The 12,061-nt window shown below is 72.1% G+C and carries 12 protein-coding genes and 3 pseudogenes; 7 read left to right on the top strand and 8 right to left on the bottom strand.

Annotation, left to right across the window (positions count from 1 at the left end):
* From GEV28_RS42235 to GEV28_RS09985, 4 genes and pseudogenes are all read left to right on the top strand, one after another.
* On the top strand, positions 1-134 hold a 134-nt coding region (locus GEV28_RS42235), incomplete at its 5' end, for a hypothetical protein (protein ID WP_367115078.1).
* A 74-nt stretch (positions 135-208) separates the two neighbouring features.
* Entirely contained in the window at positions 209-1,195 is a 987-nt protein-coding gene (locus tag GEV28_RS09995; RefSeq protein ID WP_291410950.1) for an aldo/keto reductase, read from the top strand.
* Between the two features lie 82 nt (positions 1,196-1,277).
* Positions 1,278-1,583: pseudogene (locus GEV28_RS42230) on the top strand (carboxymuconolactone decarboxylase family protein); the annotation flags it as partial.
* Positions 1,584-1,683: 100 nt separating this feature from the next.
* Positions 1,684-2,055, top strand: a complete 372-nt coding sequence (locus GEV28_RS09985) for a WYL domain-containing protein (protein ID WP_367115077.1) — start codon at positions 1,684-1,686, stop codon at positions 2,053-2,055.
* A gap of 118 nt (positions 2,056-2,173) precedes the next feature.
* Here GEV28_RS09985 and GEV28_RS09980 read toward each other — a convergent pair whose 3' ends face one another.
* Both GEV28_RS09980 and GEV28_RS09975 read right to left on the bottom strand, forming a co-directional pair.
* Positions 2,174-3,952, bottom strand: a complete 1,779-nt coding sequence (locus GEV28_RS09980) for an ABC transporter ATP-binding protein (RefSeq protein ID WP_291410948.1) — start codon at positions 3,950-3,952, stop codon at positions 2,174-2,176.
* Positions 3,949-5,664, bottom strand: a complete 1,716-nt coding sequence (locus GEV28_RS09975; protein WP_291410946.1) for an ABC transporter ATP-binding protein — start codon at positions 5,662-5,664, stop codon at positions 3,949-3,951. The genes GEV28_RS09980 and GEV28_RS09975 overlap by 4 nt, the downstream gene beginning before the upstream one ends.
* A gap of 94 nt (positions 5,665-5,758) precedes the next feature.
* Between GEV28_RS09975 and GEV28_RS09970 the strand changes: the two are divergent.
* The 3 genes and pseudogenes from GEV28_RS09970 to GEV28_RS42225 form a co-directional block, all read left to right on the top strand.
* Positions 5,759-6,495 (top strand): annotated as a pseudogene (locus GEV28_RS09970) (SDR family NAD(P)-dependent oxidoreductase).
* Between the two features lie 117 nt (positions 6,496-6,612).
* Positions 6,613-7,527 (top strand): sucrase ferredoxin, encoded by a 915-nt coding sequence (locus GEV28_RS09960; protein WP_291410940.1) that lies wholly within the window; start codon positions 6,613-6,615, stop codon positions 7,525-7,527.
* A gap of 38 nt (positions 7,528-7,565) precedes the next feature.
* Positions 7,566-7,931, top strand: a pseudogene (locus GEV28_RS42225) (DUF4231 domain-containing protein); the annotation flags it as partial.
* 118 nt (positions 7,932-8,049) lie between these two features.
* Here GEV28_RS42225 and trxA read toward each other — a convergent pair.
* The 6 genes from trxA to GEV28_RS09930 form a co-directional block, all read right to left on the bottom strand.
* Positions 8,050-8,388 (bottom strand): thioredoxin, encoded by a 339-nt coding sequence (gene trxA / locus GEV28_RS09955; RefSeq protein WP_291410938.1) that lies wholly within the window; start codon positions 8,386-8,388, stop codon positions 8,050-8,052.
* Entirely contained in the window at positions 8,385-8,777 is a 393-nt protein-coding gene (locus GEV28_RS09950; protein ID WP_291410936.1) for a MerR family transcriptional regulator, read from the bottom strand. The genes trxA and GEV28_RS09950 overlap by 4 nt, the downstream gene beginning before the upstream one ends.
* A gap of 58 nt (positions 8,778-8,835) precedes the next feature.
* Positions 8,836-9,171, bottom strand: a complete 336-nt coding sequence (locus GEV28_RS09945) for a YciI family protein (protein WP_291410934.1) — start codon at positions 9,169-9,171, stop codon at positions 8,836-8,838.
* A 112-nt stretch (positions 9,172-9,283) separates the two neighbouring features.
* Positions 9,284-10,618, bottom strand: coding sequence for an SPFH domain-containing protein (locus GEV28_RS09940; protein WP_291410932.1), 1,335 nt, complete (start codon positions 10,616-10,618; stop codon positions 9,284-9,286).
* A gap of 132 nt (positions 10,619-10,750) precedes the next feature.
* The gene (locus GEV28_RS09935) at positions 10,751-11,179 is read right to left on the bottom strand and encodes an NfeD family protein (protein WP_291410930.1); all 429 of its coding nucleotides are present in this window, start codon (positions 11,177-11,179) and stop codon (positions 10,751-10,753) included.
* Between the two features lie 35 nt (positions 11,180-11,214).
* On the bottom strand, positions 11,215-12,048 hold the full coding sequence (locus tag GEV28_RS09930) for a DUF3097 domain-containing protein (RefSeq protein WP_291410928.1): 834 nt from the start codon (positions 12,046-12,048) through the stop codon (positions 11,215-11,217).
* Between the last annotated feature and the right edge of the window lie 13 nt (positions 12,049-12,061).

Raw genomic sequence — 12,061 nt, 5'->3', positions numbered from 1 at the left:
TCGCGGATCCCACTGCGGTACTGGATGTTCCGTGCGTCCTGCTACGCCCCGACGGCCACGTCGCCTGGATCGGCGACGATCAGCAGGACCTGGACGACCACCTCTCCCGCTGGTTCGGCAAGCCCGCCAACTGATTTCGCCCCGTGGGTCAGGGATAGGAGACCGGGGCCTTGACCTGGAGGACGCTCCAGCATTCAGACTCGCCGCCATGAAGTACCGCACTCTGGGTGTGAGTCCCGGGACCCGCCGCGAGGTCAGCGTGCTGAGCCTGGGCGCCATGCTGTTCGGCACGGCCACCGACGAGGCCACCTCCTACGCCATCCTCGATCGCTACGTCGCGGCGGGCGGGACGTTCATCGACACCGCCAACAACTACGCGTACTGGGTCAACGGGACCCAGGGCGGCGAGAGCGAGTCGCTGCTCGGGCGCTGGCGCCGCGCCAACGGCGTCGGCGAAGAGGTCCTGATCGCGACCAAGCTCGCCGGCCGCCCGCTCGAGCCGAGCACCACCCTCACCACGAACCTCGAAGGGCTCTCGGCCGCGGTGATCCGCGAGTCCTGCGCCCGCAGCCGCGAGCGGCTCGGCGTGTCCCGGCTGGACCTGCTCTACGCGCACGGCCAGGACCCGAAGGTCCCGATGGAGGAGACCGTCGAGGCGTTCGGGGCGCTGGTGACCGACGGCAGCGTCGGCCTGCTGGGCGTCAGCAACCACTGGAGCTGGCGGGTGGAGCGGAGCCGCCGGCTGGCCGCGTCGGCCGGCCTCCCCGGGTACGAGGTGCTCCAGTACCACCACACATACCTGCGGCAACGCACCGACATGGGCAACCGGCACTCGCCGGACGGCGAGCTCGGGGTGGCCGGCGGCGACGTCCTCGACTACGTGCGCCACGAGCCGTCCCTCACCCTCGTCGCGTACACCCCGCTGCTCAGCGGCGCCTACGTACGCCACGACAAGCCCCTTGGCCCCGAGCACGACCACGCGGGCACCCCGGTGCGGCTCAAGGCGCTGCGGGAGGTGGCCGCGGAGACCGGCGCGACCCCCAACCAGGTCGTCCTGTCCTGGCTCATCGGCGGCGACCTCCCGGTCATCCCACTGGTCGGCGCATCCTCGGTCACCCAGCTCGACGAAAGCCTCGCCGCGGTCGACCTCGAACTGAGCGCCGACCAGCGAGCCCGCCTGGACGCCGCCCAGTAGGCCCGACCCGCGCGACGCGGGTGTCACACGCGGTTCGTGCCCGGTGTCTTCATGCCGACTCACCCAGTCGGAGGAGGAACCCATGGCCAGCAGGATCCCGAAGGCGGAGCTGACCGGCATCTACGGCGCGATGGTCAAGCGGATGTCCCGCAAGCTGCTCGGCGACGTGCCCGAGCCGGTCGAGGTGGCGTGGCACAACCGGAAGGTGCTGAGCTCCGGCTTCGGTCTCAGCCGCAAGGCGCGGAAATGGAACGCGTGCGACGAGAACCTGAAGACGTTCGCCCACATGGCGGTGGCCAGCCTGGTCGGCTGCAGCTTCTGCCTGGACCTCGGCTACTTCCAGGCCCACAACGAGGGACTCGACCTAACCAAGGCACGCGAGGTGCCGCGCTGGCGCGAGTCGGACGTGTTCACGCCGTCGGAGCGCGACGTCATGACGTACGCCGAGGCGATGAGCCAGACCCCGCCGGGGCCGGCGCACGTTCCGCATCGACCGCATCACGGAAGCCACGGCGACCGAGGAGGAGGCGCACCGGCCGGACGACTTCGAGCTGGGCGCGGCGTGGGACGAGGTCGTCGACGAGATGGAGCAGCGCCGCTCCCCCGTGTCGGCCGTCGTGCTGATCGAGCCGCGGTTCGTGCGCGTGCTGCACATGCAGTTCGGTCGGCACTGCGAGGTCCTCGGCGAGCAGGACGGCCGGGCGCGAGTGCGGCTCGCGGCCCACACTCCCCTGTCGATCGCCGAACGGATCGCGGGTTGGGGCGCCACGGTCGAGGTGACCGAGTCGGCGCCGGTCCGGGTCGAGCTCGCCCGGATCGGCGCGGAACTCACCGAGAGGTACGGCCGAGGAGACAAGTAGACATAGCGCCAAATCGGCACCACGAAACGTGGCGACCTGTGTCGCCTCATCAGCAGTGATCAACTCGACCTTAGGGGAAACGCCGGGTCACGGCATCCGGAAATCAGCTCGCGGCGTGTCAGGACCGCCACAGCCCCGCGTACGCTCCCCCGGCCTCGACCAGCTCCTCGTGGCTGCCGAGCTCGGTGATCCGGCCGTCGGCCATCACCGCGACGCGGTCGGCGTAGTGCGCGGTGTGCAGCCGGTGCGCGATCGCGATCACCGTGCGGCCGGCGAGCACGGCCCCCATCGCGCGTTCGGCGTGCCGGGCGGTGGCCGGGTCGAGGAGCGCGGTGGCCTCGTCGAGGATCACCGTGTGCGGGTCGGCCAGCACGACGCGGGCGAGCGCGAGCTGCTGGGCCTGCGCGGCGTCGAGCGCGGTGCCGCCCGCGCCGAGCTCGGTGCCGAGGCCGTCGGGCAGCGTGTGCAGCCAGTCGGCGTCGACGGCGGCGAACGCGTCGAGGAGCTCGCGGTCGGTGGCGTCGGGTGCGGCGATCGCGAGGTTGTCCCGGACGGTGCCGATGAAGACGTGGTGCTCCTGGGTGACGAGCACGATCCGGCGGCGCAGCTCGTCCGGAGCGAGGTCGGCGACCGGGACGCCGCCGACGGTGACCGCGCCCGCCCGTGGTGCGTCGACCCCGGCGAGGAGCCGGCCGAGCGTGGACTTGCCGGCGCCGGACGGGCCGACGATCGCGAGCCGCTCCCCCGGTCGCACGTCGAGGTCGACGTCGTGCAGCACGTCGCGGTACCCGGCGTGGTAGGCGTAGCTGACGCCGGTGACCTCGAGCCGGTCGTCGCGGGGCCGCCCACCGGGCGGCGGCTCGGTGCCGGCCGGCGACGCAGCGGAGCCGACGCCTTTGATCCGGGCCATCGACGCGCTGCTGCGCTGCAGGCTCTCCATCCACATGAGCACGCGGTTGAGCGGGTCGATGAGCTGCATGGTGTAGAGGGCCGCGGAGACCACCGCGCCGAGGTCGGCGAGGTCGTTGACGTAGAGCACGCCGCCGACCACGAGCACGATCGCGGTGGACAGGACGTAGGAGAAGTCGATCTGCGGGAACAGGACGCTGCGCAGGAACAGCGTGTGGACCCGGGCCCGGAAGGCGTCGCGGATCCGGTCGTCGCCGGCGGCGACCCGGCGGTGCCGCAGGCCGAACGCCTCGACGGTGCAGGCGCCGTCGGCGGTGGCGGCGAGCGTCTCGGACATCTCGGAGTTGGTGGAGCCCTCGGCGAGATAGCCGTCGCGGGCACGCTTGAGGTACCAACGGGCCGCGAACCAGAGTCCGGAGATGCCGGCGACCGAGCAGAGGCCGAGCAGCGGGTTGATCACGAACGTGGCGGCGATGATGAAGACGGTCTGCAGCAGGCCGACGAACACCTCGGGCGCCGCGTCGCGCAGCGCACTGCCGACGGTGGCGATGTCGGCGGTGGTGCGGGCCATCAGGTCGCCGGTGCCGGCGCGCTCGACGATCGACGTGGGCAGCGCGAGCGTGCGGTCGACGAACTCCTCGCGCAGCCGGGCCAGCGCGCGCTCGGCGAATCGGTGCGCGAGGTAGTGGGAGATCCGGGTGAGCAGCACGTGCGCGACGGCGAAGCCGACGATGGCGAGCGCCAGCAGGTCCACTGTGGACGTTTCGGGACGGCCGCCCCCGACCTGGTTGACGATGCGGCCGATGAGCCAGGGCGCGGCGAGCCCGGCAACGGCCGCGAGACAGGTGGTGAGCAGGACGAGGATCGTGCCGCGCCGGTCGGTGGTGACGAGCTCCCAGTTGGCGCGGCGGACAGCGGCGCGGCCGGCCACCGGGAGCCGCCAGCCGTGCTGCGGCTGCGGTGTAGTGGGCGTCCACGGGGTCGTCACACCAGCTCCTCCTCGCTGCCGCGGTAGGCCAAGGCGCGGTAGCCGGGCTCGGTGGCGAGCAGGTCGGTGTGGGTGCCGGTGGCGGCGATGCGGCCGTCGACGAGGTAGGCGACCCGGTCGGCGCGGTCGAGCAGCAGCGGCGATGTGCCGACGACGACGGTGGCGCGGCCGCGCCTGGTCTCGCGCAGCCGGGCGGCGATGACGGACTCGGTGTGCGCGTCGACCGCGGAGGTGGGCTCGACGAGGATCAGCACCTCGGGATCGGCGAGCAGCGCGCGGACGAGTCGCAGCCGCTGGCGCTGGCCGCCGGACAGGTCGCGGCCCTGCGCCTCGATCCACGAGTCGAGCTCGCGGGGCAGCCCGGTGACGATGTCCCCGGCGGCGGCCGTCCGGACCGCGGCCCGGATCTCGGTGTCGTCGTGGTCGCGCTCGGTGGCGACGCCGTCCCGCAACGGGCCGGCGAACAGGTAGGCCTCGTTGTCGGCGACGAGGATGCGGCGGCGGACCTCGTCGACCGGCATGGTGGCGAGCGGTCGACCGCCCCAGGTGACGTCGGAGTCGACGTAGCGGCCCAGCCGGTCGGCGAGATCGAGTGCGGCGGCGGGCCTGGCGGCGGCGAGCGCGAGCAGCTCTCCCGGCCGGACCGTGAGCCCGGACTCCCGGTCGTGCAGGTCGGCCGGCCGGGGCGGGCACCGGGTGGCGACGCGGTCGGGGACGGTGGGCTCGAGGTTGAGCACGCGGATGACCCGGCGGGCGGCGACGAGCCCGCGGTTGATGTCCTGGGCGCCCTCGATGAGGAAGTACACCGGGGTGGCGAGCATCGCGACGTAGCCGTAGACGGCGACCATCTCGCCGACGGTGATGTCGCCCGCGGCGGTCATCCGGGCGGCGAGCCAGGTGACGGCGGCCAGGAAGAGGCTGGGCAGGCCGACCATGACGGCCTGGATCCAGCTGGACACCGCGCCGACCCGGTAGCCCTCGGCGCGCAGCGCGTCGGACTCGTGGTGGTAGCGCGCGGCGAACCGGTCCTTGCCGCCGATGCCGCACAGCACGCGCAGGCCGGAGACGATGTCGCCGGCGCGGGCGGCGAGCGAGCCCTGCTGCTCGCGGTAGGCGGTCTCGGCGTCGCGCATCCGGTTGAGCAGCGGGCCGAGCGCGAGCAGCAGCGCTGGCACGCCGAGCAGGACGACGAGCGCGATGAGCGGCGAGATGCCGATGAGGAGCACGGCCACGACGGCGTAGGAGACGATCGCGCCGATACCGGGGCCGGTCGTGGTCATGGTGCGCATGACGCGGTCGAGGTCGGCGGCGCCGATGGAGACGACCTCGCCGGTGCTGACCCGGCGCGGCAGCTCGGCGCCGACGCGGACGGCGTGCCGGATGACGACCTGGACGGTGCGGAAGCCGGCATCGAGGCGGACGAAGGTCATCGTGCGGTGGCGCATGATGCCGATGAGCGAGTTGACCATGCCGGCGAGGAAGATCAGGCCGACCCAGAGGCCGAGCTGTCCCAGGTCCCTCGGTCGCAGGCCGTCGTCGATGGCGTGGGCGATCAGGTAGGGCGGGACGACGAGGCCGAGCATCCAGGTGCTGCCGAGCAGGAAGCCGAAGAACACGCGCCGCGGTTGCTTCCTCACCAACCACAGCAGGTAGCGGGCTGGACCTCGAGCGTCCGGAACGCCCGGTTCGGCGTAGGGGACCTTGAGGGGCATGTTCTCACCCTATTGATCGAGGTAACTCGTTTTCGAACTCGGCCGTTCGCCCCTAGCGTGACGGCGGGTACGAGGTGGGCGAACGGGAGGTCGGATGGAACGGCGAGCGGTGGTCAGCGGCGGCGGGACCGGGATCGGGAAGGCCGTCGCCGCCCGGTTGGCCGGGGACGGCTGCGCGGTGGTGATCCTCGGTCGGCGGGCCGACGTGCTCGCGAAGGCGGCCGACGAGCTCAACGCGGGGCTGCCCGAGCCGCTGGTGACGACCGAGACGGCGGACCTGAGCGAGCCGGCGCAGGTGCAGGACCTGGCGGACCGGCTCACCGCGGGCGGTCGGGTGGATGTGCTGGTCAACAACGCGGGTGGCAGCTTCGGTGTGCCGGGCGAGGGGCTCGCGGGCGTGGCGGCCGAGTGGGCGGCGGACGTGCGCGGCAACGTGCTGCCCGCGGTGCTGCTGACGACGGCGCTGCTGTCCGCGCTCCCCCGGCCCGGCGGGCGGATCGTGGTGCTGAGCTCGGTCGCCGGCCTGCGCGGGCCGGGTTCTTACGGTGGCTCGAAGGCCGCGCTGCACGCGTGGGCGCTCGGGCTCGCGAGGAGCTGGCCGCCGACGGGGTGACCGTGCTCGCGCCCGGTTTCGTGCCGGATACGGAGTTCTGGACCGGCCGGCTCACCGACGAGCTGGTGGCGAGCAGGCTGGCGCGGATCCCGATGGGCCGGGCCGGCTCACCGGAGGAGGTGGCCGCCGCGACGGCGTATCTGGCGGCACCGGATGCCGGCTGGACGACCGGGCAGATTCTGCAGGTCAACGGGGGTACGTTGCTCGGGCGTGGGTAACCGGCTCGAGTCCGGCTCCAGTTTTGCCGCAGCACCCGCTGGTCGGGCTGGGGTTTCGCTCGAAATGACGGTGAGGGTCACCGCATCGGCGGGCGTCGACGTGAGAGTCTGTTGTGGATGGACGCGCTGCGTTGCTCGGCACTGGCCGAGGCGATCGGTGAGCCGTTGGCCGGGACCGCGGCCACCGCGCGGTCGTGGCTGTGCCTGGAACAGCCCGGCCCGTGGGGTCGGGACGCGCTGTCCGCGAGCCACCTCGACGAGGGGGTCGCGCGCGAGTTAGCCGGTTTGGCGGCCGGAACCGGTGTCCGGATCGTCCTGATCCGCCGGCCGGGCAGCCACCCCGACCGGCACCGGCCGGTCCCCCGGCACGTGTACCTCGCGCACACCGCGCCTGGGAACACGTGGCTGGAGCGGACGATGATCAGCGACCCGAAGGCGCTGTTCGACCTGGACTTCACCCGCGCGGCGGCCGGCGAGCCCGGCCAGCTCGGCGAGCGGGTGTCCGATCGCCTGCTGCTGGTGTGCACCAACGGTCGGCGCGACGTGTGCTGCGCGCTGCTGGGCCGCCCGGTCGCGGCGGCGCTGGCGGACCTGCACGGCGAGTCGGTGTGGGAGTGCACGCACATCGGCGGGCACCGGTTCGCCCCCACCGCGGTGCTGCTGCCGACCGGGTACGCCTACGGCCGGCTGGATGTCGGCTCGGCCGGCGCGCTGCTCGACGGCTCGCCCGCGGTGGAGCCGGAGAACTGCCGGGGCCGGTCGACGTGGCCGCCCGCGGGCCAGGTGGCCGAGCTGGCGGTGCGGGCCCGCGTGGGCGAGTCGGGTCCGGACACGCTGAGCGTCGTCGACGTCGGCAAGGCGGTCGGCGGCGGCTGGCTCGCGACGGTGGCACACGTCGACGGCCGCGAGTGGCGCGTCGCGGTGGCGGAGAAGGAGCTGGGCCCGGCCCGCGCGGCGAGCTGTACCGCGGCCCCCACCCCGGCGATCGGCTTCGAGGTGCTGAGCGTGCGCGAGACCGCGATCTGCGGCTAGCTTTCGGTGCGCCGCCTCCGCTCGGCCATCATGTGCGCATGGCGAGTGACCGGGACGAGTCGCAGGACCTGAGAGACCGCGCGTTCGCCCACTGGGGGGACCTGCAGAAGAACTGGCGGCGGCGCGCGTTGCGGAGCAAGCGCACGTCGAAGCTGTTCGTCTACGCCAGCGTGCTGCTGTCGGTGGGCACCACCGCGATGTCCGGCATCCCGATGGTGCCCAGATGGTGGGTCGTCATCGTCAGCGCGGGCGCCGCCTTGGCCGCCGCGTTGCTCACGGCGACCAAGGCGCAGGAGCAGTGGGTCCTCTCGCGGGAGGTGCAGAACCACCTGTACGCCGAACGTTTCCTGTTCGAGCAGCGGGCCGGGATCTACGACGACGCGGGGCTCGCCGACGATCGGCGGACCCGGCTGTTCTCGGCGCGGATCGCATCGATCGGGATGGCGGGGCACAACTCGTGGGCCGGGGCACGTCACCGACGCCGCGGCCGCCGGGGCCAAGGACCGGGAGCGGGCCTGATCCTCAGCGCTCCAGGGCGGCGTCGATGTCGGCCACCAGGCGAGACTTCGCGCGGGCGCCGACCATCGCGTGGACCGGCCGGCCGTCGCGGAACAGGATCATGGTCGGCAGGGACATCACCTGGTAGCCGATGGCGGTCCGCTGGTTCTCGTCGGCGTTGATCTTGCGGATGGCCAGCGTGCCGGCGCGCTCGTCGGCGAGCTCGGCGAGCATCGGGGCGATCATCCGGCACGGGCCGCACCACTCCGCCCAGAACTCGACCAGCACGGGAGTGTCGCTGGCCAGGACGTCGGTGGCGAAGGTGTCGTCGGTGACGGCGGGGATGGTCGAGACGGTGGTCACGTGGGCTCCTCTGGGACGGTGCACGGGTCGGCGGTGAAGCCGGTGAGCGCGCGGGTGAGCTTGTCGTGCAGCTCGGCGTGGACGGCGGCGAGCCGGTTGATGCAGGCGTCGACCTCGGCGAGCTTGCGGCGGTAGACCTCGATCGAGCCGACGCAGGCGTCGCCGGACTCGTGGCCGGCGCGCAGGCAGTCGACGAACGGGCGGGTGTCGTCGAGCGTGAGCCCGACGGTCTGCAGCGTCCGGATCTCCGTGACCAGCGGCAGGTCGCCCTCGTCGTAGTCGCGGTAGCCGTTGGCCGAGCGCTGGGCCGTGAGCAGACCCTGCGACTCGTAGAATCGCAGGGTCCGGGTCGTGGTCCCCGCCCGCCTGGCGAGCTCACCGATTCGCATGCACCCGAGGGTAGACATTGCCCCCGACGTCAAGGCAAACGTCGCCGGCCCGGCCGGGTCACCCGGTCCAGAACGGGCGCACCTCGACCATGCCCAGCTTGGCCATCGGGTGCTTCGAGGCGACCTCGATCGCCTCGTCGAGGTCCCCGCACTCGATGATGTCGAAGCCGCCCATCTGCTCCTTGGTCTCGACGAACGGCCCGTCGCTGATCAGCGGCTCGCCGTCGCGCACCCGCACGGTCGTCGCGTCGGCGGCGGCCCGCAGGCGGTTGCCGGTCGAGCGGATGCCGCGCCGGGTCATCTCGTCGACCCACGGCTGGGCGTCCAGCTCGTCCGGCTTGTGGTCGGCCGGGTCGAACGTCCCGTCGGTGCAGATCATCAGCAGGTACTTCACGGTGCTCCCTTTCGATCGACTACCCCAACGACGAACGGCCGCGCCCCATATCGACCGCCGGCACGAGAAACGCCCCCGCCGCGGAACATTCGCGGCGGGGGCGTGCGAGACGTCAGTTGCGAGGCGGGTCGTCGGAGAGCTCGGTGGACTCCGGCGGCCGACCGGTGCCCTGCTCGCGGGTACCCGGTGCGGGCGCCTGCTGCACCGGTGGGGCGGGCGGCGTCTCGGGCGGCGGTGCGGGCTGCGGTGCCGGCGGGATGTCCGGCACGGGCGGCGGCGGAACCGGCGTGACGGGCCGGGCGGTGATCGCCGGCGGGCTGGTCCTGGCCGGGCCGGTCCCGGTGGTCAGCGGGCTCGGCACCTCCTGGCGCGCCACGGCCTCCGCGGCCCGGACCGCCTCGGCGACCTTCGGGTCGGTCGACGTGTCGAACCAGCTCGCGATGTCCTCGTCGTCCTGGGCGGTGCGGTTCGGCGGCTCGTAGGCCGGCGGCTCGTAGCGGAACACGCCGTCGTCGCCCGGCGCGCCCAGCGCCTTCGCGAAGCCCTCGAGGGCCTTGCCGAAGTCGTTGGGCAGCATCCACACCTTGTTGGCGTCGCCCTGCGCCATCTGCGGCAGCGTCTGCAGGTACTGGTAGGCCAGCACCTCGGGCGTCGGCTTGCCGGCCTTGATCGCGTCGAACACCAACTCGATGGCCTTGGACTGGCCCTGCGCCTGCAGGTACCGGGCGGCGCGCTCACCCCGCGCGCGCAGGATGCGGGACTGCCGCTCACCCTCGGAGGCGAGGATGGCCGCCTGCTTGGCCCCCTCGGCCGACAGGATCTGGCTCTGCTTCTGGCCTTCCGCGGTCTTGATCGAAGCCTCCCGCGTACCTTCCGCGGTCAGGATCATCGCGCGCTTCTCCCGGTCCGCGCGCATCTGCTTCTCCATGGAGTCCTGAATGGACGGCGGCGGGTCGACAGCCTTCAGCTCGACTCGCGCGACCCGGATCCCCCACCGCCCGGTGGCCTCGTCGAGCACGCCGCGCAGCTGCCCGTTGATGGAGTCACGGGAGGTCAGCGTCTCTTCCAGGCTCATGCCGCCGACCACGTTGCGCAGCGTCGTGGTGGTCAACTGCTCGACGGCGACGATGTAGTCGGAGATCTCGTACACCGCGTCCCGCGGGTTGGTCACCTGGAAGTACACGACCGTGTCGATGGACACGGTCAGGTTGTCCTGGGTGATCACCGGCTGCGGCGGGAAGGAGACGACCTGCTCGCGGCGGTCGATCCGGGCGCGTACCCGGTCCAGGAACGGAACCAGGAAGTTCAGCCCCGGCTCGGCCGTCGACCGGTATCTGCCGAGCCGCTCGACCACCGCGGACTGCGCCTGCGGGATCACGAGGATCGACTTCACCACGACCGTGAGTACGAACAAAACCACGACCACGACGATGATGAGAATGGTCAACGTGCCTCCACTCCGGCTCGGGTTCGCGCCTCCTGGTCGGCGCCCGAAAAGTAGATCACAAGATCGACCCGAACCTGTTCATACGACGCCCGCGTCCCACCAGAAGTTGGACACGGTCACCTGAATGCCACCTCAATCGGTATCCGCGAGCACCACCGCGGTCGCCCCCGAGATCTCCACGATGGTGACCGACACCCCGGGCGAGATCGTCTGCTTGTCGTCGAACGCGCGCGCCGACCACACGTCGCCGTCGAGCTTGACCCGACCGCCCTCCTTGTCGACCTCCGACACCGCGACCGCCTTCCGGCCGATCAGCGCGTCGGCGTTGGTGTGGATCAGCTCGCCGTGCATCCGCCGCTTGAGCCACGGTCTGGCGAAGGTCACCAACCCGATCGACACGACGGCGAAGACGATCGCGGCGACGATCGTGTTGTCGAACGCCCAGTCGGCGACTGCTCCGAACAACGCCCCGACGCCGACCATCAGTAGGAAGAAGTCACCGGACAGGATCTCGGCGGCCATCAGCGCGATGCCGCCGATGAGCCATAGCAACGCGGCCATGGCTCCATGATCTCAGAGTTCTGGTCTGCCGGTCACTACTCTTCGCCGGTGGTGACGAAGTCGATGAGCCGCTCGACGGCACCGATCAGCGGGGTCTCGAGGTCCTTGTAGGTGCGCACCCTGGACAGGATCCGGCGCCACCCGTCGGCCGGTTCGGCCCAGCCCAGCGCCGCGCACACACCCTCCTTCCACGGCAGGCCACGGGGAACCACCGGCCACGCCTCGATGCCGACCGCCGCGGGCCGCACCGCCTGCCAGACGTCCACGTACGGGTGACCCGTCACCAGCACGTTCGGGTCTCGCAACTCAGCCACGATCCCGCTGACGATCCGGGACTCCTTGCTGCCGGCCACGAGGTGGTCGACGAGCACGCCGAGCCGCCTGCCCGGCCCGGTGCCGAACTCCGCGACCCGGCCGGGCAGGTCGTCGATCCCGTGCAGCGGCTCGACGACGACGCCCTCGACGCGCAGGTCGTGACCCCATACGCGCTCCACGAGCTCGGCGTCGTGGATGCCCTCGACCCACAGCCGGCTGTCGAGCGCGGTGCGTGCGGTGTGCCCCTCGACGCGGACCGACCCCGAGGCGGACACCGTGTCCTTCCTCGCGGGCGCGGCGACCGGGCGGGTGAGCGTCACCGGCTTGCCGTCGACGAGGAAACCGGCCGGGGCGAGCGGGAACAGCCGGTGTCCGCCATGCCGGTCCTCGAGCACCACATGCCCGTGCTCGAACCGGGTGACCGCGCCGCAGAAGCCGCTGGCCGGGTCCTCGACCACGAGCCCCGGTTCGGCCACCACCTCGGGCACCGCACGCCGGTCCGGCTTGCGGGACAGGATATCTCCGGCATAACGGTCGTAGCTCTGCGAACTCACGACGGCGACCTTA

It is taken from the genome of Actinophytocola sp., from assembly GCF_009379765.1.
Lineage (GTDB): Bacteria > Actinomycetota > Actinomycetes > Mycobacteriales > Pseudonocardiaceae > Actinophytocola.
This window is presented reverse-complemented; position numbering and strand designations above follow the sequence as displayed.